Below are 21046 nucleotides of genomic sequence, written 5' to 3'. Positions count from 1 at the left end.
GCCCGGAGCCACGCGGACCATTGACAGTCCCGGGGAGCGGGCCGACGCTGGGACGCGGAGCCCTCGGCGCGGGAGGCGACGATGCCCACAGCGCGGGAAGTACTGCTGGACGCCGCCCTCTCGGCGCTGGCGACCCTGCCCTGGACATCGGTGCGCATGGTCGACGTGGCATCCGCCGCGGGCGTCTCCCGGCAGACCCTCCACAACGAGTTCGGCGGCAAGGACGGCCTGGCCCGCGCCCTGCTACGGGACGCCGCCGACGGCTATCTGGCCGGGGTCGAGCGCGCGTTGGGATCAGCCGGCGGTACGGCGGACAGGCTGGCCGCCACCGCCGTCTGGACCGTCCGGGCCGTACGTACGAACGTGCTGGTCAAGGCGTTGCTCACGGGCTGCTGGAGCGAACGGTTACCCCGCCCCGGACCTCTCGCGGCCGGGTACGCGTCCCCGCTGCCCGGCCCGCGCGGCGCCGGTCCCGGCCCGCCGGCCCCCGCCGAAATGCTCCGCCGGGCCGGTGAACGCGCGGTGGCCGCCCTCGGCGGGGAACGGCCACCGAGAGACCCGGAGGAACTGGCCGTGACCTGCGAGATCGTGCTGCGGCTCGCCCTGAGCTACGCACTGGTGCCCGCCCCTGCGGGGGCCGGGGGAGAGCCGGTGCCGCTGGTGCGCCACATCGTGGAGCGGGCGCCGGACCCGGTCGCGCGGTGCGCGGTCAGTGGGACGAGCCCGAGAGCTGGAGCCCGATCACCCCGATGATCACCAGGGAGATCGAGACCAGCTTGAGCGTGGAGACCACGTCGTCCAGGAAGACCATGCCGTAGATCGCGGTGCCCGCCGCGCCGATGCCGGTCCACACCGCGTAGGCGGGGCCCACGTCGAGTTTCTTCAGCGACATCGTCAGCAGACCGAAGCTGCCGAGGGCGAAGACGCAGAACGCGATGGTCGGCCAGAGCCGGGTGAAGCCGTGCGAGAGTTTCAGACAGACGGCGAAGCCGGTCTCCAGAAGTCCTGCGACCACGACCAGCAGCCACGCCATCGTCAGTGCCCTCCCACGTCGGTGACCGGCTTGCCACACTGAATGTGATTATGCACTTGCCGGTGACAGCGCATCGCAAACGTGCCCGGGTCAGTCGCCCTCACGTCGTTCCCGCGTGGACAACAGGCGGTGCAGCGAGTCCAGCCGGGCAGGATCGGCGTGGCCGTCCGCGACCCAGGCGGCCAGGGCACATTCCGGTTCACGGCTGTCGTGGGTGCAGCCGCGCGGGCACTCCTCGGTACCGGGCTCCAGGTCCGGGAACGCGTGGATCACCCGGGACGGGTCGATGTGGTTCAGCCCGAAGGAGCGCACACCGGGGGTGTCGATCACCCAGCCGCGGTAGTCGGGCAGCGGCAGCGCCAGCGCCGACGTGGTGGTGTGCCGGCCGCGCCCGGTGACCGCGTTGACCACTCCTGTCGTACGCCGCCGGTCCTTCGGCACCAGTGCGTTGACCAGCGTGGTCTTGCCGACGCCGGAGTGCCCGACGAAGGCGGTGACCCGGTCGTGCAGCTGCTCGCGGACCCGCTCGGCCGCGTCGCCGTTCTCCAGCTCCTCGCGGCTGGTCACGATGAACGGGACGCCCAGCGGCGTGTACGCCTCCAGGAGCTTGTCCGGGGAGGCCAGATCGGACTTGGTGAGGACCAGCAGCGGCGAGAGCCCGCCGTCGTACGCGGCGACCAGACAGCGGTCGATCATTCGCGGCCGGGGTTCCGGATCGGCCAGGGCGGTGACGATCGCCAGCTGGTCCGCGTTGGCGACGACCACCCGCTCGTACGGATCGTCGTCGTCCGCGGTCCGGCGCAGCACCGAGCGGCGCTCACCGATGCGGACGATGCGGGCGAGGGTGTCCTTGTCGCCGGAGAGGTCACCGACGATGGAGACGGTGTCACCCACCACGGCGGCCTTGCGGCCCAGCTCACGGGCCTTCATCGCCATGATCGTACGGCCGTCGACGAGACAGGTGAGGCGGCCCCGGTCGACGGTGAGGACCATGCCCTCCTCGGCGTCCTCGTGTTTCGGGCGGGTGTGGGTGCGAGGCCGGTTGCCCTTTGGGTTGGGGCGGAACCGGATGTCGTCCTCGTCGGGGTTCTTGCCGTAGCGGCGCATGTCTCAGGCCCCGAGCATTCCGGTCCACATCTGCGGGAAGTCCGGCAGGGTCTTGGCGGTGGTCGCCACGTTCTCGATCTCCACTCCGGGGACGGCTAGGCCGATGATCGACCCCGCGGTCGCCATCCGGTGGTCGTCGTACGTGCGGAACGTACCGCCGTGCAGCGGCCGGGGCCGGATGTGGAGGCCGTCGGCGGTCTCGGTGACATCGCCGCCCAGCTCGTTGATCTCCTTGGTGAGCGCGGCCAGCCGGTCTGTCTCGTGCAGCCGCAGATGGGCGACGCCGCTCAGGGTGGAGGGGGAGTCGGCCAGGGCCGCGACCGCCGCGATGCCCGGGGTGAGCTCCCCGACCTCGCCGAGGTCGACGTCGATGCCGTGGATCCGGCCCGAACCGGTGAAGGTGAGACCGCGCTCGGTCAGCTCGCAGCTGCCGCCCATCGCGGTGAAGATCTCCCGCAGCGCGTCGCCCGGCTGGGTGGTGCGCTCGGGCCAGTCGGGGATCGTGACCCGGCCGCCGGTGACCAGCGCGGCCGCGAGGAACGGCTGGGCGTTGGAGAGGTCGGGCTCGATGGTCAGATCGCGGCCGAGCAGGGCGGAGGGGGAGACCCGCCAGACGTTCGGCTCGCCACCCGTCTCCGGCTCGTCGACCTGCGCGCCGACCGCCCGCAGCATGTCGACGGTCATCCGGATGTGCGGCATGGAGGGGAGCCGGGCGCCGGTGTGACGCACCTCCACCCCCTGGTTGAAGCGGGGCGCCGACAGCAGCAGCGCCGAGACGAACTGGGAGGACGAGGAGGCGTCGATCGCCACCGGACCGCCGTCCAGCGCACCGCTGCCGTGCACGGTCATCGGCAGCGAGCCGCGCCCCTCGTCGTCGATCCGGGCGCCGAGCACCCGCAGCGCGTCGATCACGCCGGTCAGCGGGCGCTCGTACGAACGCGGGTCGCCGTCGAAGCGGACCGGGCCGTCGGCGAGGGTCGCGACCGGCGGCAGGAAGCGCATGACCGTACCGGCGTTGCCGACGTCGAGCGTGGTCGGGCCGTGCAGCCCGGCCGGGATGACCCGCCAGGCCTCGCCGGAGCCGTCCGGGCCCACGCCCTCCTCGATGCCGACGCCCATCGAACGCAGCGCCTCGGCCATCAGCAGGGTGTCGCGGGAGCGCAGCGGGCGGCGCAGCCAGCCGGGCTCGGCGGCGAGCGCGGCGAGCACGAGCGCGCGGTTGGTGACCGACTTCGATCCGGGCACGGTGACGGTCGCGTCGACCGCCCCCGTCGCATGCGGGGCGGGCCAGAGAGCAGGGTGCACGGAGCTTTCGGTCATGGATCTCACTTTAGACCGACCGGCAATCGGGGGGCGGCGTCGCGGGGCTGGGTGCGCGCATCTGCGGCGTTGTCGTCAATCATCATGGCGCCGCCATGCCTCAATCCGCCGCCTTGCAGCTGCACGCACCCAGCCCCGCTCCTTCTCCCACCCCCCGATTGCCGGTCGGTCTCGGACCGACCGGCAATCGGGGAACGCCTTCACCGGCCCGGGCCGAGGCCCTCGCACGCCTCACATACCGATCACATACCGAGCAGCCAGCGCCCGCCGCCGATCAGCGAGCAGAGCGACACCGCGTGGAAGAGGAAGAGCCAGAGCACGGCCGGCACGTCCGTCAGCCGTGACAGCTGGTCCGCGTCCGAGTCCGGCGCACCACCGTGGCGCCGCTTGGACTGGAGCTCGAAGGCCGGGCGCACACCGCCGAGCAGCAGGAACCAGACCACGGAGTACGCGAACAGCGACTGCCAGGCGGGTGAGGCCAGCCAGGAGACCAGCAGGAAGGCCGAGCCGGTGAGGATCACCGTCAGCGCCCCGTACACATTGCGGATCATCACCAGCATCGCCGCGAGCAGCGCGGTGGCCGCCCACAAAAGCAGCGTGATCCTGCCGTCGACCAGCAGCCACGCGCCGCCCAGGCCCAGCAGCGGCGGGGCGGTGTAGCCGGCGGCCGCGGTGAGGATCATGCCGATCCCGGTCGGCTTGCCGCGGCTGACGGTCAGGCCGCTGGTGTCCGAGTGCAGCCGGATGCCGGACAGCTGCCGGCCGGTGAGCAGCGCGATCAGCCCGTGGCCGCCCTCGTGCGCGATGGTGATCGCGTTGCGGGTCAGCCGCCATATCGGGTTCGGTACGACGGCGATCAGTGCGAGCGTGCCGGTGACCACCACCAGCCACTGCTCGGGGGCGGGCTGGGTGCCGAACACGCGGTCCCACAGATTGCCCAGTTCGGTGCTGTCCATGGTGCGGGCGGCTCCTTGAGGTATCGGCTTGCGGTATCGGCGTCCTGCCGGTGTGGCGGTCGTGGCAGTCTGGCACTCATGTGCGGACGGTATTCAGCGAGTCGGCGGCCCGAGGACCTGACCGGACTCTTCCAGGTCGAGAAATGGGAGCCGGCCGAGGCCCTGGCACCCGATTGGAACGTGGCGCCCACCAAGGAGGTCTACGCCGTACTGGAGCGTCCTCTCAAAGACGCAGACGACCAGCGTCCGGTTCGCCAGCTGCGCGCGCTGAAATGGGGACTCGTACCGTCCTGGGCGAAGTCCCCGGAGGGCGCCGCGCGGATGATCAACGCCCGCGCGGAGACCGTCCACGAGAAGCCGTCCTTCCGTCGCCCCTTCGTCTCCCGGCGCTGCATCCTGCCCGCGGACGGCTACTACGAGTGGGTCACCGGCGCGGACGAACGGCAGCTGGAGGAGAAGGGGAAGAAGAAGCGCCCGCGCAAGCAGCCGTACTTCGTGACCCCCGCCGACGGATCGGTCTTCGCGATGGCCGGGCTGTACGAGTTCTGGCGCGACCGGACACTGCCCGACGACCACCCGATGGCCTGGTGGGTGACGTGCACGGTGATCACGACCGAGGCGGAGAGCACCCCGCTCGCCGTCGCCCCCGCGGACGGCCCGGCCGCGCTCGCCGACATCCACCCCCGGATGCCGCTGATGCTGACCCCGGACCGCTGGGACGACTGGCTCGACCCCTCGCGCACCGACGTCGAGGAGCTGAAGGCGCTGCTCGCACCGCCGCCGGGCGGGCTGATGCGGGCCTATCCGGTGGCCACGGCCGTCAGCAACGTCCGCAACAACGGGCCCGAACTGCTGGAAGAACTGGCCGCGCCGGAGGTGGGCACCCTGTTCTGAGCTCCGGGCGGGGAGGATGGGGTATGTGAGTACTGCAGAGACGGGCCGCCGGGCCGAGACGGTAGAAACGGTCGACACCGATGCCGGACCGGCCAGGATCACCTGGTTCCCCGCCACGAGCCCGACCAAGGCCGGGACCGCCGCGAGCGCCCGTCTGGTGCTCGCCCTCGGCCACGGCGCAGGCGGCGGCATCGAGGCCCGTGACCTGCGGGCCCTGGCCGACGCGCTGCCCGCCCACGGGGTGACCGTCGCCCTGGTGGAACAGCCGTGGCGGGTCGCCGGGAAGCGGCTGGCGCCCGCCCCGAAGACCCTGGACACCGGGTGGCGGGGGCTGTGGCCCGCGCTCGGTGCCGCCGGGCTGCCCGTCGTCGCGGGCGGGCGGAGCGCCGGGGCCCGGGTGGTCTGCCGGACCGCCGCGGAGCTCGGGGCCCACGCCGCCCTCGCGCTCAGCTTCCCGCTGCACCCTCCGGGCAGGCCGGAGAAGTCCCGCGGGGACGAGCTCCTCGGCACCGGGGTGCCCACGCTCGTCGTGCAGGGCGGCCGCGACCCGTTCGGGCGGCCCGCCGAATTCCCTCCGGGGGCGTACGAGCTCGCCGAAGTGCCGTACGCCGACCACGGCTTCGCCGTACCGAAGAAGGCCGGCCCCGGCCAGGACGAGGCGATGGGGATCCTGACCGCCGCCGTGACCGGCTGGCTGTCCGCCCTCGTGTGACGTACACCCCGGGAATGTTGGCGCAGGGGCCACTGTTGTCGGTGTCATCGGTACATCAACGTCGTACGTGGAGAGGGAGTCCGTCGCATGGGTTCGACCATCTGCCCGCGCCGCTCGAACGCCGCTGACCTGGAGTGGACGGTGCTGCACGCGGCCAGGACCACTCCCGAGCGGGCCCAGGGCGGATCGGAACGACAGCCCGTCTCGAAGCAAGGTCGACTATTCTCCGATTCGAGCGGGTCCGGTTTCGGCTCCGCCACAGCGTTGGAGGAGGTGGGTCCGGTCACTGGGACCGATACAGGGACCGACGACGGCCGCGCACAGGAGACGTCCGCCGAGCGCAACGCGCGCTTCGAGCGGGACGCGCTCGGTTTCCTCGACCAGATGTACTCGGCCGCGCTGCGCATGACGCGCAACCCCGCGGACGCCGAGGACCTGGTCCAGGAGACGTATGCCAAGGCGTACGGCTCCTTCCACCAGTTCCGTGAGGGCACCAACCTCAAGGCGTGGATGTACCGCATCCTCACCAACACGTTCATCAACTCGTACCGCAAGAAGCAGCGCGAACCCCAGCGCAGCGCCGCCGAGGAGATCGAGGACTGGCAGCTGGCGCGCGCCGAGTCGCACATGTCGACCGGTCTGCGCTCCGCGGAGTCGCAGGCGCTCGACCACCTGCCCGACTCCGACGTGAAGTCCGCTCTGCAGGCGATTCCCGAAGAGTTCCGCATCGCTGTGTATCTCGCCGATGTCGAGGGCTTTGCCTACAAGGAGATCGCGGACATCATGGGGACTCCCATCGGTACGGTGATGTCCCGACTGCACCGGGGCCGCCGCCAGTTGCGCGGCATGCTGGAGGACTACGCCCGCGAGCGCGGGCTCGTCCCGGCCGGTGCCGGAGAGTCGGACGATCGGAAAGGCTCGGGCTCATGAGCTGCGGAGAGCCGCACGAGACGGACTGCTCAGAGGTCCTCGATCATCTCTACGAGTTTCTCGACCACGAGATGCCCGACAGTGACTGCACCAAGTTCGAGGTGCACTTCGAGGAGTGCTCCCCGTGCCTGGAGAAGTACGGCCTGGAACAGGCCGTCAAGAAGCTGGTGAAGCGTTGCTGCGGCCAGGACGACGTGCCCAGCGACCTGCGGTCCAAGGTGATGGGCCGGATCGATCTGATCCGCTCGGGACAGGCCGTGCCCGAGCAGGATGTGACGGCGGCCGAGAGCGGACAGCCGACCGCCGCCAAGGAGTGAGCCCCGGCGGCCGGCGCGTGCCCGGCCGCCGCCACCGAATCACCCGAATGTGCTAATCGGGCTCATTGACGCTCGACCGGTCGCACAACTCGCTAGCGTGACGCCTCCATTGACCATGTCGGAGGGCGGGCCGAGCGGGTGAGAACCACACGCGGGGCGGCGCGCGCGTACATCGCGGCGGTCGCGCTGGGTGCCCTGTGCTGTGTGCTTCCCGCGCTGCGGAGCGGTGCCGGGACCCCGTGGATCACCGTCGCGCTGCTCACCGGGCTCTATCTGGCCTGTGAACTCCCCGGGCGCTGCCCCTTCTTCGGCAGCTCCGTGCCGATCCGTGCCGGCTCGTTCTTTCCGTTGCTGCTGGCCGCGGCCTTCCTGCTGCCGCCCGCCGCTGCCGCCCTCGTCGCCGTGCCCGGATCGCTCGTCGGCCGGGTCGAACGGCCGCCGTTCACCGCACGGCGCGTCTGGCGGGCCGCGCAGCTCGCCGTCACGGTCTGGGCTGCCTCGTCCGTCCACGGGCTGTCCGGCGGCACCGCCACGCTCGGCGGGAGCGGTACGGGTCCCGACCTGCCCTACGCGATCCTGCCCGCCTGCGCCGCCGCCCTGGCCTTCAGCCTCGTACTGACCGTGCTGGACGGCTCCATCCTGGTCGCGGCCGAACGGCTGCCCCTGCGGCGGGCCTGGAGCGGGCTGCTGCCGCGCTCGCTGGGACCGCATCTGGTGCACGGACTCGCCGGGCTGATGATGGCGGTCCTGTGGCGAGGCCCGTACGGTCCGCTGTCCGCGCTGATCGTGCTGCTGCCGATGTACATCTCCTGCTGGGTCTTCGCCCAGTACCACCGCGAGCACGCCGTCCACCGCGCCACCATCAGGGCGCTGGTGCAGGCCGTCGACATCAAGGACACCTACACCCGGGGCCACAGCGAACGGGTCGGGCGGGCCTCCGTCCTCATCGCCCGCGAACTGGGCATGGACCCCGGCCGCCTGGAGGTCGTCCGGTTCGCCGGCATCCTGCACGACGTCGGCAAGCTCGGCGTCCCCACCCGGGTGCTCCGCAAGGACGGTCCGCTCACGTCCGAGGAACGGCAGGTGATCGAGCTGCACCCGGAGTACGGGCACGAGATCGTCCGCGGCATCGGCTTCCTCGGCGAGGCACGGGCCGCGATCCTGCACCACCACGAACGGCTCGACGGCAGCGGCTACCCGTACGGGCTCAGCGGGCGCGAGATCCCGGAGTTCGCCCGGGTCGTCGCGGTGGCGGACGCCTTCGACGCGATGACCTCGACCCGGTCCTACCGGCGGGGGAGGCCGGTGCCGGCCGCGCTGGAGGAGCTCAAGCGGTGTGCGGGCACGCAGTTCGACCCGCAGATGGTCCGGGCGCTGGCGCGCGGGCTCGAACGGCACGGCTGGTCGGCGGTGACGACGGCCGGGACGGCGGCCGGGCCGGAGGTCCCGGGGTCCCGGGGCGAGTGCGAGCAGGCCGTCCCGGGCCGCCCCCGGCCCTCCGGCGGGCTCGGCCACATACCGCCGCCGCAGCCCCCGGCGGACGGGCTCGGCGTGCTGCCTGGTCCGCAGCCGTCCGCGGACCGTCGCCGGTGACCCGGGCCAGTGCCGGGACCCGGCTGCCCGCCGCCGTCCTGGTCGTCCGCGCCGCCGCGGCCCTGTTCGCCGTCGCCGGGCTGGGCCACACCCTCTGGACCGGCGTCCACGACCCCGGCCACGCCCTCGCCTTCGGGGTGCTCGTCGGCGTAGGTGAACTGGCCCGCTGGGGCGCGCTGCCCGGCGAGCGCGAGCCCGCGCCGCTCGGCGCCGCCGGAGCCCTCGCGTACGCCCTGCTGGGCCGCAGCGGCGGCGAACCGACCGAGCACGGTGTCCTCCAGGTGGTCGCGGTGCTCGTCGCGGCGCACCTGGTCGCCTGTGTGCCCCATGTGGCCCGTGGTACGGGGCCCGCCCCCGACCGGGTGGCCCGCCGCATCCTGACCGTCACCTTCGCCGCCGTGTGCTTCCAGCCGCTGTACAACAGCGGGCGCGCCGAGGGCTGGCTCCGTGAGGGCCCGTACTACGTGCTCGTCCTGCTCCTGATCCTCGTCCTGACCGCCCTGTGCGACGCCGTGCTCGCGGCCCTGCTGCTGCGTTCGCGCACCCGCCACCCCTACCCGCCGCTGCTGCGGGACGAGCTGCGCGGTCTGGTCGGCATCGGCTCGGCGGTCTGCGCGACCGGGGTCGTGATGGCCCTCGGGGTGGCCGTCGCCGGGCTGTGGGCGTTGCCCGTCCTGTGCGTGCCGCTGCTGCTGACCCAGGTCTCGTTCCGCCGATTCGTCGCCGTGCGCACCACCTACCGGCAGACCATCGCCTCGCTCGCCAGGTCCACCGAGATCGCCGGGTACACCCCGCACGGGCACGCCCGCCGGGTCGCGGTGCTCTGCCGGGCCGTCGGCCGTGAGCTGGGGCTCTCCGGGAGCCGGCTGACCGTGCTGGAGCACGCCGCCCTGATGCACGACATCGGCCAGCTCTCGCTGGTGGACCCGGTCCCGGACGGGGCGACGGCCACCCTGCCCGCCGCCGAACAGCGCCGCATCGCGCTGCTCGGAGGGGCCGTGGTCCGGCAGACCGGGGTGGACCCCGAGGTCGCCGTCGTCGTGGAACGGCAGGCCGACCCCTACCGCGAGCAGCCGTTGTCCGCCAGGATCGTCAGGGCCGTCAACGCATACGACGACCTGTGCGGGGAAAGTCTCATCGGGCCGCTGGGCGCGCTGGAACAACTCAGGCTCGGGACCGCCCACGACTATCAGCCCGAAGTCGTGGAATCACTGGCCAGGGTCCTGGCCCGGGGCGCTCCGGCCCCGGTCCTGCCCGGGTAACCCATGGGTAATGAGCGGGCGTCCGGCTCGGCATGGTTGGATGCGAAGAAGAGCGGAAAACGAGGGTGTCCAGTCGGGACAGGCGGGAATCGTGAGGATCTTCGGGAAGGTACGGCATCGGCCCTCCGCCTCTTGGCGGCAGGCCACGGACCGCGCGTTCACGCTGATCGGCGACGGCCGGTACGAGGACGCGGGCGCACTGCTGACACGTGCGGCGGACCTGGAACCCTGGCTCTCGGAGTCGTGGTTCAACCTGGCGCTGCTGCACAAGTTCCGGCATGACTGGGAACAGGCGAGAGCCGCCGGCCTGCGGGCCGTCGCGCTGCTCGACAAGGAATCCGGCGCTCCCGACTGGTGGAACGTCGGGATCGCCGCCACCGCGCTGCAGGACTGGCCGCTGGCCCGCCGGGCCTGGCAGGCGTACGGCCTGAAGGTGCCGGGCGCAGGCCAGCACACCTCGGCGGCCAACAGCGAGCCGGTCGGCATGGAGCTCGGCAGCGCCGCGGTGCGGCTTTCGCCGGAGGGCGAGGCCGAGGTCGTCTGGGGCCGCAGGCTCGATCCGGCCCGGATGGAGGTGCTCTCCATCCCGCTGCCGTCGTCCGGCCGCCGCTGGGGCGAGGTCGTCCTGCACGACGGGGTGCCGCACGGCGAGCGGGTCACCGCGGCCGGGCCCTCGTACCCCGTCTTCGACGAGATCGAGCTGTGGGCGCCGTCCCCCGTACCCACCTGGGTGGTGCTGCTCGAAGCGGCCACCGAGGCGGACCGGGACGCGCTGGAGCAGCTGGCGTCCGACGCCGGGTTCGCCGCCGAGGACTGGTCGTCCTCCGTGCGGCTGCTCTGCCGGGCCTGCTCGGAGAGCCGGATGGAGAGCGACGAGGGCGACGGCGAACACCTCGACCCGCACGACCACAGCGAGCCGGGGCATCCCGGGCCGCTGGGCCACCGCACCGCCGGTGAGCTGTGGGTGCCCGAGCGGGAGTGCGGGATAGCGGCACCGGCCGGGCTGGTGCGCGGTCTGCTGGACGGCTGGGTGGCGGACAGCCCGGACAGCCGCGAGTGGCGGGATCTCGAGGAAGTCTGCTGACCGGTGCCCGTAGGCTGTACGGGCACCGGTCGCGGTGCTCGGGCCCCGGAACTGCCGGACGGCCGGGTTTCAGGTAGGGCCGGGCTTCAGGCCCAGGGCCCGGTTTCAGGTTTTGAGGAAGGCGTACGGCGGACATGGCGCAGCAGGAGACGGACGAGCAGATCAGCCTCGACGACGAGGGTTTCGTCGTGGACACCGAGGACTGTGAGGCGCGCGAGGCGGCACATCGCGAGCGCGGCACCTCCCGTCCGATCACGGTCGTGGGCAACCCGGTGCTCCACAAGGAGTGCAAGGACGTCACCGAGTTCGACGACGAGCTGGGCCGGCTGATCGACGACATGTTCGCGAGCCAGCGGACGGCGGAGGGCGTCGGCCTGGCCGCCAATCAGATCGGCGTCGACCTCAAGGTCTTCGTCTACGACTGCCCGGACGACGACGGTGTGCGGCACGTGGGCGCCGTCTGCAACCCGGTGCTCGAAGAGCTGGCGCCCGAGGACCGGATCCTGGACGACTCCAACGAGGGCTGCCTCTCGGTCCCGACGGCGTACGCCTCGCTGGCCCGCCCGGACTACGCGGTGGTCCGTGGACAGGACGCCAAGGGCAACCCGGTCAGGATCCGGGGCAACGGCTACTTCGCCCGCTGCCTCCAGCACGAGACGGACCACCTGTACGGCTACCTGTACATCGACCGGCTCTCGAAGCGGGACCGCAAGGACGCGCTGCGGCAGATGGCGGAGAACACGCCGCGCTACGAGGTCGTGCCGAACGACTGAGCGCGCACCCGGCCATCACCGGTGGGCCCGGCCTCCTCGCCGTCTCGCGAGGGCCGGGCCCACCGGCCTTCGCTCGCCAGGACCCGTCAACCGCCATTCATCCATGGGTAGTTGACGCGCGTCGACTGGTCCGACAAGCTCTCTCACCACACTTCCGTCACAGCGGGGAGCCCCCACATGCTCAGACGCGCCGCACGACTCCTGCTCGGCCTTGTCATGACCATGGCGTTCGCCTTGGGCGGTGCCGTGGTGACCGCCGGCACCGCACAGGCCGACGGCTGCTACACCTGGACCCGCACGATGTCCCCCGGCGCCACCGGCAACGACGTCGTCCAGCTCCAGATCCGGGTGGCCGGCTACCCCGGCTACAACTCCGTACTCGCCATCGACGGCTCCTACGGACCGGCCACCACCGCCGCCGTCAAGCGCTTCCAGGCCGCCTACGGCCTCGCCGCCGACGGCATCGCGGGCCCGGCCACCCAGGCCAAGATCTACGAGCTCCAGGACAACGACTGCACCCCGGCCCACTTCACGTACGCCGAGCTCAACCACTGCAACAGCACCTGGGCCGGTGGTGCCGTCGCTGCGGGAACGGCCAAGGCCAACGCGCTGAGCACCATGTGGAAGCTGGAGGCGCTGCGCCACGCGCTCGGTGACCGCCCCATCACCGTCAACAGCGGCTTCCGCTCCACCTCCTGCAACAGCGCGGTCGGCGGGGCGTCGAACAGCCGCCATCTGTACGGCGACGCGGCCGACCTGGGCGGGATCGCCTTCTGCACCCTGGCCACGCAGGCCCGCAACCACGGCTTCAACGGCATCCTCGGCCCGGGCTACCCGGACCACAACGATCACGTCCACGTGAACCAGGGCCCCAGCCACTTCTGGTCCGCGCCCAACTGCGGCATCTGACACGCGTGTGGGGCCCGCCGGCACCGGCGGGCCCCACCTGTGCGCAGGACGGTCAGGCCGTCTTCGCCGTCAGTCGCGTACCGCCCGTCGTCTGGACCGCGGCGCCGTCCGCGGCCCGCTCCGTCAGGGAGAGCTGCGAGACGGCGTTGCGCAGGGTCAGTGCCCCGGCCCCGGGCTCCAGCTGCCAGCGCTGGGTGCGCGCCGTCGCCGAACAGGCGCCGAGCGACAGCTCGGCCCCCACTTCGAGCGGTGCGCCCAGATACGTCTTGCCGCGCACCGCGTCCAGGCACCGGTCCGCCCCGGCCGCGCACCGTGTAGTACCCGTCGGCGGTGGCCGTCAGCGTCCAGGCGGCCGCACCGTCGCGGGCCAGGGAAACGCCCGAGTCCACCCCGGGGGCGAGGGCCCTGTCCCCGGCGGTCAGCCGGTACGTGCCGTCGGGGAGCGGGGTGCGGTCGGTGTTCGACCATCCCGGCGCGTGGCCGATCCTCCTGGCCAGCGCCTCGAAACCGTCGTACGTCCCGCTGGGTTTCGGGCCGCCCCAGGTGGCCTGCGCCAGGAAGCGCAGCGGTATGAAGGTCTTCGCCTCCACCTCGTTCTCGGTCTCGGCCGCGGCGCTGTCCGGCCACAGGCTGATCTTGGCCCCGGTGAGGTTCGCCGCCGTCGCGGGCAGCGTCTCGCCCTCGAAGCGCAGCGGGGTCCAGCCGCTCTCGTAGAGCTTCCGGGTCTGCGTGGTGTAGCCGCCGCGCACCAGGTACAGCGCGTAGGCGGAGTTCATGACCGGGCGGCCCTCGGCGAGCAGTGCGGACGGCTTCTGGATGCTGCCGCCGCCCAGCCAGTGCTCGACGGTGATGTCACGGTTCAGCGGGACCACGCCGTTCCGGCCCGCCAGGCCGTCGTTTCTGCGGGCGACGGAGTGTGGGTCAGGCCGCAGGGGTCATCGCGGTCGGGCCACGGAAGGTGCGGCGGTACGCATTCGGCGTGGTGCCCAGGGAGCGTACGAACTGGTGGCGCAGGGCGGCGGCGGTCCCGAAACCGGTCCGCCCGGCGATCGTGTCCACCGTCTCATCGGATGTCTCCAGCAGCTGCTGTGCCAGCAGCACCCGCTGGCGCAGCAGCCAGCGGTACGGAGTGGTGCCCGTCTCCTGCTGGAAGCGGCGGGCGAAGGTGCGCGGCGACATGTGGGCCTGGGCGGCGAGCTGCTCGACGGTCATCTCCTGGTCGAGGTGGCGCTCCATCCAGACCAGCGTCTCGCCCACGGTGTCGCAGCGGGTGCGGGGCAGCGGCCGCTCGATGTACTGCGCCTGGCCGCCGTCCCGGTGCGGCGGCACCACCATGCGGCGGGCGATCGCGTTGGCGGCGTCGGGGCCGTACGCCTGCCGGACCAGATGGAGGCAGGCGTCGATCCCGGCCGCCGTGCCCGCCGAGGTGATGACCTGGCCCTCGTCCACGTACAGCACATCGGGCTGGACGACGGCCCGCGGGAAGCGGCGGGCCAGCGCCTCCGCGTGGCGCCAGTGGGTGGTGCAGCGGCGGCCGTCCAGCAGTCCGGCCGCGCCGAGCACGTACGCGCCGGAGCAGACGCTCATCACCCTGGCTCCCCGGTCCACGGCCCGGCGCAGCGCGTCGAGGACCTCCTCGGGATACTCCCGGTCCCTGAAGTGGCTGCCGGCCGGTACGGCGATGAGGTCGGCCTCGTCCAGGCGGTCGAGGCCGTGCGGCGTACTGATGGTGAAGCCGGCATGGGTCCGGAGCGCCGGGCCCTCGGCGGAGACCACGGCGAAATCGTGGACCGGCAGGCCCTCGTCGCTGCGGTCGAGTCCGAAGACCTCGCACAGCACGCCGAGTTCGAAGGGGTGGACCTCGTCGAGCAGCAGAACGGCGACATTTTTCAGCATGGAGCCAGTGTGGCAGTAATTCGATGCTCCATGACAGTCCTGCCACTGCCGCGATGTGTCCGCGCGGACGAGAGTAGAGCCATGAACACATTCCAGAACGTCCTGGGCATAGCCGCACTTATCGCTCTCGTCCTGCTGCCCGCCCTCGCCGGGCTCGCCCGCGAGCGCCGCATCGACCGCGAGCTGCGCGCCGCGGAACGGGCGCGGAGCGACGGACCCCCGCGAACGGCAGGCGCCGCGCGGCCCGTCACGGCTGCGCGGCGCCCCCACCTCAGAAGCTGGGCCAGGATCTAGGCCCGAAAAGGGATCTAGAAGTCGTCGTCGAAGGCGACCGAGCCCTCCACCGCCACCTGGTACGCGGACGGCCGGCGCTCGAAGAAGTTCGTCAGCTCCTGCACGCCCTGGAGCTCCATGAACGAGAACGGGTTCTCCGAGCCGTACACCGCCGGGAAGCCGAGGCGGGTGAGCCGCTGGTCGGCGACGCACTCCAGGTACTGCCGCATCGACTCGGTGTTCATGCCGGGCAGCCCGTCACCGCACAGATCGCGGCCGAACTGGAGCTCCGCGGCCACGGCCTCCTTCAGCATGTCGGTGACCTGCTGCTGGAGCTCGTCGTCGAAGAGGTCGGGCTCCTCCTTGCGGACGGTGTCCACGACCTCGAACGCGAAGTTCATGTGCATCGTCTCGTCACGGAACACCCAGTTGGTGCCCGTGGCGAGACCGTGCAGCAGGCCCCGCGAGCGGAACCAGTAGACGTACGCGAACGCGCCGTAGAAGAACAGCCCCTCGATGCACGCCGCGAAGCAGATCAGGTTGAGCAGGAAACGGCGGCGGTCGGCCTTCGTCTCCAGCCGGTCGATCTTCTCGACCGAGTCCATCCACTTGAAGCAGAACTGCGCCTTCTCACGGATCGAGGGGATCTCCTCGACCGCGTCGAACGCCGCCGCCCGGTCGTCCGGGTCGGGCAGGTAGGTGTCCAGCAGCGTCAGATAGAACTGGACGTGCACGGCCTCCTCGAAGAGCTGCCGCGACAGATACAGCCGCGCCTCGGGGGAGTTGATGTGCTTGTACAGCGTCAGCACGAGGTTGTTGGAGACGATCGAGTCACCCGTCGCGAAGAACGCGACCAGCCGGCCGATCATGTGCTGCTCACCGGGGGACAGCTTGGCGAGGTCGGCGACGTCGGAGTGCAGGTCGACCTCCTCCACCGTCCAGGTGTTCTTGATCGCGTCCCGGTAGCGCTCGTAGAAGTCCGGGTAGCGCATCGGCCGCAGGGTCAGCTCGAAGCCCGGGTCGAGCAGGTTCTTCTCGGAGTTGGTGGAGCTCATTACTGGCAGGCCTCGCAGGACTCGGGGTTTTCGAGGGAGCAGGCGATCGCGTCCGCGTCGGGCGCCGAAGCCTGCTGTACGGGAATGGGGGCGGCGGCCGCGGTCTGGCCGGAGGCGGCACGGGCGATCCGGGTCGCCGGGCGCGAGCGCAGGTAGTACGTCGTCTTCAGCCCCTGCTTCCAGGCGTACGCGTACATCGAGGAGAGCTTGCCGATCGTCGGCGTCTCCAGGAACAGGTTCAGCGACTGGCTCTGGTCCAGGAACGGCGTACGGGCCGCCGCCATGTCGATCAGGCCGCGCTGCGGGATCTCCCACGCCGTGCGGTACAGCGCCCGCACGTCCTCGGGGATCCAGGCGAAGCCCTGCACCGAGCCGCTGGCCTCGCGCAGCGCCTCACGGGTGCGCGCGTCCCACACCCCGAGCTTCTTCAGCTCGTCCACCAGATACGCGTTGACCTGGAGGAACTCACCGCTGAGCGTCTCGCGCTTGAAGAGGTTGGAGACCTGCGGCTCGATGCACTCGTAGACCCCCGCGATCGAGGCGATCGTCGCCGTCGGCGCGATGGCGAGCAGCAGCGAGTTGCGCATCCCGGTCTTCGCGACCCGGGCGCGCAGCGCGTCCCACCGCTCCGGCCAGTTCAGCTCGGTGTCGTAGTGGTCGGGGTGCAGCACACCGCGCGCCGCCCGCGTCTCGGACCAGGCGGGCAGCGGTCCGGACCGCTCGGCGAGGTCGCAGGACGACTCGTACGCGGCGAGCATGATCCGCTCGGAGATCTTCGTGGAGAGCGCGCGGGCCTCGGGGGAGTCGAACGGCAGCCGCAGCTGGAAGAAGACGTCCTGGAGACCCATGGCGCCCAGGCCCACCGGGCGCCACTTGGCGTTGGAGCGGCCGGCCTGCTCGGTCGGGTAGAAGTTGATGTCGACGACCCGGTCGAGGAAGGTCACGGCGGTGCGGACGGTGGCGTCCAGCCGCTCCCAGTCGATGTCGCCGTCGGCGACGAACGCGCCGAGGTTGACCGAGCCCAGGTTGCAGACCGCCGTCTCGCCGTCGTCGGTGACTTCGAGGATCTCGGTGCACAGGTTCGACGAGTGGACGACGCTGCCCGGCTCGGCGGTCTGGTTCGCGGTCCGGTTGGAGGCGTCCTTGAACGTCATCCAGCCCTGGCCGGTCTGCGCGAGGGTGCGCATCATCCGGCCGTACAGCTCGCGGGCCGGCATCGACTTGCGGGCCAGGCCCTTCGCCTCGGCGGCGCGGTACGCGGCGTCGAACTCGTCGCCCCACAGGTCGACCAGACCGGGCACGTCGGCGGGGGAGAACAGCGACCAGTCGCCGTCCGCGTCGACCCGGCGCATGAACTCGTCCGGGATCCAGTGCGCCAGGTTGAGGTTGTGCGTACGCCGCTGGTCCTCACCGGTGTTGTCGCGCAGCTCCAGGAACTCCTCGATGTCCGCGTGCCAGGTCTCCAGGTAGACGGCGGCGGCGCCCTTGCGGCGGCCCCCCTGGTTGACCGCGGCGACGGAGGCGTCGAGCGTCTTCAGGAACGGCACGATGCCGTTGGAGTGCCCGTTGGTGCCCCGGATCAGCGAACCGCGCGAGCGGATGCGGGAGTACGACAGACCGATGCCGCCCGCGTGCTTCGAGAGCCGGGCCACCTGGTGGTAGCGGTCGTAGATCGAGTCGAGCTCGTCCAGCGGGGAGTCCAGCAGATAGCAGGAGGACATCTGCGGGTGCCGGGTGCCGGAGTTGAAGAGCGTGGGGGAGGAGGGCAGGTAGTCGAGCCGGCTCATCAGCCCGTACAGCGCGGCCACTTCGTCCACCGCGCGCTGCGACTCGTCCTCGGCCAGCCCGGCCGCGACCCGCAGCATGAAGTGCTGGGGCGTCTCGATGACCTGGCGGGTGTGCGGGTGGCGCAGCAGGTAGCGGCTGTGCAGGGTCCGCAGCCCGAAGTAGCCGAAGCGGTCGTCCGCGCCGTCGGCGAGCGAGCGCTCCACCAGCGCGTCGAGGGCGGCCGCGTGGGTGGCGACGAACCCGGCGGTGCGGTCCGCGATCAGGCCCTCGCGGTGCCCGACGGCGACCGAGGCGGAGAAGGAGACCGCGCCCTGGCCGGCCGCCTCGTCCGCGATGGCGAGGGTCAGCAGCCGGGCGGCGAGCCGGGAGTAGGCGGGGTCCTCGGAGATCAGGCCCGCGGCGGCCTCGGTGGCCAGCGACCGCAGCTCCGCCTCGTCCGCCCGGGCGCTGCGGCCGCGCAGCGCGGCGGCGGCGACCCGGCCGGGGTCGGTGTCGGGCAGATCGGCGGTGAGGTCGGTCAGGGTCCGCAGCAGTGCGGTTCCCGGTCCGTCCTGTGCGGCTGCCTCGTACTCGGCTGCTGCGGACGCGGCGACTGAAGCCGGATCGGCTGGCGCGATGGTCACGTGGTGCTCTCCCTCGCTCGGCTCGGGGCCGGCGGGGAACGGGGCAGCCCTGCGGACGCGCACACCCGGGGCAGGGCAGCGCTCCGCACGGCGTCCACCGGCCCAACCGCGAGGCCCGGACGTCTGGGCATCCGGTTCGGTCGAGCCGGATGCGCTGCCGGCAGGTCATCGGACTGACTCGGGGGTGCACAAAAGCGCACTGAATACACCGTTGCGGGACAGTTCCGGATTCGCACCGGATTCCCCTGCGGCGACAGCGAGGACGAGCATACATGTGGGGGCTGCCCGATGAGGCAGCCCCCACATGTAGTGTCGGGCGGCAATCGCAGCGGCCGCAGGACGCCTTCTGCGGCCCTTTCGGGGAGACGGCGGACGGCCCGTCGCGCCCCTTCGGGAAAGGGGCTCGACGGGCCGTCGGCAGGCCGTGCGGCGCGGTCGTCAGTGGCCGCCCGGAGCTCCCGCCGTGGCCGGCGGGAGCTCGGTGGCGACGCCCGGGTCGCCCGCGTCGGCGGTGTAGTCGGCCGGGGAGGTCTCGTCGATGCCGGCGGGTGCCTTCATGGCGTTGAGGACGAAGGTGAGTACCACCGTCACCACCACGTTCAGCACGAACGCGGTGAGGCCGATGTAGCCGATCTCGCCGATCCCCGGGATCTCCTTGGACGAGCCGCCGAAGTGCGCCTGGGTCGGGCTGGCGACCCCGTACGCGGCCACCGTCCCGTACACCATGCCGACCGCCCAGCCGGCGAGCAGTGCCCAGCGGTGGAACCAGCGGGTGAACAGGCCGCCGACCAGGGCGGGCATCGTCTGGAGGATCCAGATGCCGCCCAGCAACTGGAAGTTGATCGCGACCGTCTTGTCCATGGTGAGGACGAAGGCCAGCGCACCGACCTTGACCAGCAGCGACACCAGCTTGGAGACCTTGGTCTCCTGCTCCGGGGTCGCGTCCGGCTTCAGGAAGTCCTTGTAGATGTTGCGGGTGAACAGGTTCGCCGCGGCGATCGACATGATCGCGGCGGGCACCAGCGCGCCGATGCCGATGGCGGCGAACGCCACTCCCGCGAACCAGTCCGGGAACATGTTCTCGAACAGCTGCGGGATGGCCAGCTGGCCGTTGTCCACCTTGATCCCGGCGGCGATGGCCATGAAGCCGAGCAGCGCCAGCAGACCCAGCATCAGCGAGTACAGCGGCAGGATCGTGGTGTTGCGCCGGATCACGTTGCGGCTGCGGCTGGAGAGCGTCGCCGTGATCGAGTGCGGATACATGAAGAGCGCCAGCGCCGAGCCCAGCGCCAGGGTGGCGTAACCCCATTGCCCCGCCTCGCCCGGTGCGAGCGCGCCGCGCGGTTTCCCGGTGGCCGGGTTGGTCTGCGAGAACGCCTCGCCCGCCTTGGCGAAGATGTCGTCGAAGCCCCCGAGCTTGATCGGGATGTAGATGATCGCCACCGCGATGACCAGGTAGATCAGCCCGTCCTTGACGAACGCGATCAGCGCGGGCGCGCGCAGCCCGGACGAGTAGGTGTACGCGGCGAGCACCGCGAACGCGATCAGCAGCGGCAGATCCTTGATGAACCAGTGGGTGTTCTCGCCGCCGCCGACGCCCATCACGTCCAGCACCGCCTGGATGCCGACCAGTTGGAGCGCGATGTACGGCATCGTGGCGAGGATGCCGGTGACGGCGACCGCCAGCGAGAGGCTCTTCGAGCCGAACCGCCCCCGGACGAAGTCCGAGGTGGTGACGTAGCCGTGCTTGTGCGAGACCGACCACAGCCGCGGCAGGAAGGTGAAGATCAGCGGGTACACGAGGATCGTGTACGGCACGGCGAAGAAGCCCGCCGCGCCCGCCGCGTAGATCGCCGCGGGAACGGCGACGAAGGTGTACGCGGTGTACAGGTCGCCGCCGAGCAGGAACCAGGTGACCCAGGTGCCGAAGGACCGCCCGCCCAGGCCCCATTCGTCGAGGCTGGCCTCGTTCTCGGCCTTGCGCCAGCGCGCCGCCAGGAAGCCCATGACCGTGACGGCCACGAAGAAGAAGATGAAGACGCCGAGCGCGACGCCGTTCACACCGTCCTTCATGCCGACGCACCCCCCTTGCGGGCGCGCTGGTCACGCTGCCACAGCTTGTACGCGGTCATCGTGAGCGCGGTGGAGATCAGCACCCAGAGCATCTGGTACCAGTAGAAGAACGGAATGCCGATGAAGGTGGGGTCCACCTTCGCGTACGAACTCACCCAGAGCATCGCCACGAACGGCGCGACGAGGCAGAGAGCGATGACCACCCGCACCGGTGTGACGGTCGGCGGTTTTCCTTCTGGGCCTGCTGGCATGCGGCGACTCCGTCCCCTCGCTGAGCACCTTGTGATGCGCAGGAAATCTAGGGGAGGCTTCCGGTCACCGTCACCCCCTGTCCGCATTGCGGTCCGGCAACGGTCGCCTCAGTGGGTATCCGTGCTCGAAATCCGGCCAAACATACGGAGGTTGGTCCGTACTAGGGCGCGCGAAAGGCCCCCGCGGAGTGTTGCGT

21 protein-coding genes and 1 riboswitch are annotated in these 21046 nt (G+C 71.3%); of the genes, 11 read left to right on the top strand and 10 right to left on the bottom strand.

What is annotated here, in order from left to right; genetic code table 11:
• The first annotated feature begins 81 nt into the window (after positions 1 to 81).
• Entirely contained in the window at positions 82 to 753 is a 672-nt protein-coding gene (locus tag OHA19_RS13935) for a TetR/AcrR family transcriptional regulator (RefSeq protein ID WP_405716486.1), read from the top strand.
• On the opposite strand, the gene OHA19_RS13930 is transcribed toward OHA19_RS13935, so the two are convergent.
• From OHA19_RS13930 to OHA19_RS13915, 4 genes are all read right to left on the bottom strand, one after another.
• A complete protein-coding gene (locus OHA19_RS13930; protein ID WP_351261935.1) occupies positions 710 to 1033 on the bottom strand; it encodes a multidrug efflux SMR transporter in 324 nt (107 codons plus the stop codon). The two genes, OHA19_RS13935 and OHA19_RS13930, sit on opposite strands and share 44 nt — an antisense overlap.
• A gap of 90 nt (positions 1034 to 1123) precedes the next feature.
• On the bottom strand, positions 1124 to 2140 hold the full coding sequence (gene rsgA, locus OHA19_RS13925) for a ribosome small subunit-dependent GTPase A (protein WP_405716487.1): 1017 nt from the start codon (positions 2138 to 2140) through the stop codon (positions 1124 to 1126).
• Between the two features lie 3 nt (positions 2141 to 2143).
• On the bottom strand, positions 2144 to 3460 hold the full coding sequence (gene aroA, locus OHA19_RS13920) for a 3-phosphoshikimate 1-carboxyvinyltransferase (protein WP_405750373.1): 1317 nt from the start codon (positions 3458 to 3460) through the stop codon (positions 2144 to 2146).
• Positions 3461 to 3702: 242 nt separating this feature from the next.
• Positions 3703 to 4416, bottom strand: a complete 714-nt coding sequence (locus OHA19_RS13915; protein WP_405716489.1) for a M50 family metallopeptidase — start codon at positions 4414 to 4416, stop codon at positions 3703 to 3705.
• Positions 4417 to 4494: 78 nt separating this feature from the next.
• On the opposite strand from OHA19_RS13915, the gene OHA19_RS13910 reads away from it, so the two are divergent.
• The 9 genes from OHA19_RS13910 (at position 4495) to OHA19_RS13870 (ending at position 12890) form a co-directional block, all read left to right on the top strand.
• Positions 4495 to 5310 carry an SOS response-associated peptidase gene (locus tag OHA19_RS13910; RefSeq protein WP_405716490.1) on the top strand — a complete coding sequence of 272 codons (816 nt, stop codon included), beginning with the start codon at positions 4495 to 4497 and terminating at the stop codon, positions 5308 to 5310.
• Between the two features lie 16 nt (positions 5311 to 5326).
• A complete protein-coding gene (locus OHA19_RS13905) occupies positions 5327 to 6022 on the top strand; it encodes an alpha/beta family hydrolase (RefSeq protein ID WP_405716491.1) in 696 nt (231 codons plus the stop codon).
• A 273-nt stretch (positions 6023 to 6295) separates the two neighbouring features.
• Positions 6296 to 6952, top strand: a complete 657-nt coding sequence (locus OHA19_RS13900) for a sigma-70 family RNA polymerase sigma factor (RefSeq protein ID WP_266729806.1) — start codon at positions 6296 to 6298, stop codon at positions 6950 to 6952.
• Positions 6949 to 7269, top strand: coding sequence for a mycothiol system anti-sigma-R factor (gene rsrA / locus OHA19_RS13895; protein WP_124716484.1), 321 nt, complete (start codon positions 6949 to 6951; stop codon positions 7267 to 7269). Before OHA19_RS13900 ends, rsrA begins: the two co-directional genes overlap by 4 nt.
• Positions 7270 to 7407: 138 nt before the next feature.
• Positions 7408 to 8862 carry an HD-GYP domain-containing protein gene (locus OHA19_RS13890; RefSeq protein WP_405750371.1) on the top strand — a complete coding sequence of 485 codons (1455 nt, stop codon included), beginning with the start codon at positions 7408 to 7410 and terminating at the stop codon, positions 8860 to 8862.
• Positions 8859 to 10124 carry an HD-GYP domain-containing protein gene (locus OHA19_RS13885; RefSeq protein ID WP_405716493.1) on the top strand — a complete coding sequence of 422 codons (1266 nt, stop codon included), beginning with the start codon at positions 8859 to 8861 and terminating at the stop codon, positions 10122 to 10124. The genes OHA19_RS13890 and OHA19_RS13885 overlap by 4 nt, the downstream gene beginning before the upstream one ends.
• Before the next feature lie 91 nt (positions 10125 to 10215).
• Positions 10216 to 11208 (top strand): hypothetical protein, encoded by a 993-nt coding sequence (locus tag OHA19_RS13880; RefSeq protein WP_072483827.1) that lies wholly within the window; start codon positions 10216 to 10218, stop codon positions 11206 to 11208.
• 134 nt (positions 11209 to 11342) lie between these two features.
• Complete coding sequence (gene def / locus OHA19_RS13875) at positions 11343 to 11981, top strand: peptide deformylase (protein WP_405716495.1); 639 nt, start codon at positions 11343 to 11345, stop codon at positions 11979 to 11981.
• A gap of 177 nt (positions 11982 to 12158) precedes the next feature.
• Positions 12159 to 12890: a D-Ala-D-Ala carboxypeptidase family metallohydrolase gene (locus OHA19_RS13870; RefSeq protein WP_405716496.1), complete on the top strand. Its 732-nt coding sequence runs from the start codon at positions 12159 to 12161 to the stop codon at positions 12888 to 12890.
• Here OHA19_RS13870 and OHA19_RS13865 read toward each other — a convergent pair.
• Positions 12830 to 13762, bottom strand: a complete 933-nt coding sequence (locus OHA19_RS13865) for a hypothetical protein (RefSeq protein WP_405716497.1) — start codon at positions 13760 to 13762, stop codon at positions 12830 to 12832. The two genes, OHA19_RS13870 and OHA19_RS13865, sit on opposite strands and share 61 nt — an antisense overlap.
• 49 nt (positions 13763 to 13811) lie before the next feature.
• Entirely contained in the window at positions 13812 to 14786 is a 975-nt protein-coding gene (locus OHA19_RS13860; protein WP_405716498.1) for a GlxA family transcriptional regulator, read from the bottom strand.
• Between the two features lie 81 nt (positions 14787 to 14867).
• Between OHA19_RS13860 and OHA19_RS13855 the strand changes: the two genes are divergently transcribed.
• A complete protein-coding gene (locus OHA19_RS13855) occupies positions 14868 to 15080 on the top strand; it encodes a hypothetical protein (RefSeq protein ID WP_405716499.1) in 213 nt (70 codons plus the stop codon).
• 14 nt (positions 15081 to 15094) lie between these two features.
• Here the strand turns inward: OHA19_RS13855 and OHA19_RS13850 are convergent, their stop codons facing one another.
• The 4 genes from OHA19_RS13850 to OHA19_RS13835 all read right to left on the bottom strand — a co-directional run bounded on the left by OHA19_RS13850 (position 15095) and on the right by OHA19_RS13835 (position 20849).
• Positions 15095 to 16114, bottom strand: coding sequence for a ribonucleotide-diphosphate reductase subunit beta (locus OHA19_RS13850; protein ID WP_124716478.1), 1020 nt, complete (start codon positions 16112 to 16114; stop codon positions 15095 to 15097).
• The gene (locus OHA19_RS13845) at positions 16114 to 18525 is read right to left on the bottom strand and encodes a ribonucleoside-diphosphate reductase subunit alpha (protein ID WP_405716500.1); all 2412 of its coding nucleotides are present in this window, start codon (positions 18523 to 18525) and stop codon (positions 16114 to 16116) included. The genes OHA19_RS13850 and OHA19_RS13845 overlap by 1 nt, the downstream gene beginning before the upstream one ends.
• 141 nt (positions 18526 to 18666) lie before the next feature.
• Positions 18667 to 18808, bottom strand: a riboswitch (cobalamin riboswitch).
• A gap of 155 nt (positions 18809 to 18963) precedes the next feature.
• A complete protein-coding gene (gene mctP, locus OHA19_RS13840) occupies positions 18964 to 20598 on the bottom strand; it encodes a monocarboxylate uptake permease MctP (RefSeq protein ID WP_405716501.1) in 1635 nt (544 codons plus the stop codon).
• Positions 20595 to 20849 (bottom strand): DUF3311 domain-containing protein, encoded by a 255-nt coding sequence (locus OHA19_RS13835; protein WP_342280720.1) that lies wholly within the window; start codon positions 20847 to 20849, stop codon positions 20595 to 20597. Before OHA19_RS13835 ends, mctP begins: the two co-directional genes overlap by 4 nt.
• Positions 20850 to 21046 lie beyond the last annotated feature (197 nt).

The organism is Streptomyces sp. NBC_00012 (assembly GCF_045040875.1).
Classification (GTDB): Bacteria; Actinomycetota; Actinomycetes; order Streptomycetales; family Streptomycetaceae; genus Streptomyces.
The sequence above is the reverse complement of the archived record's forward strand: the minus strand, read 5'-3'. Positions and strand labels throughout refer to the sequence as shown.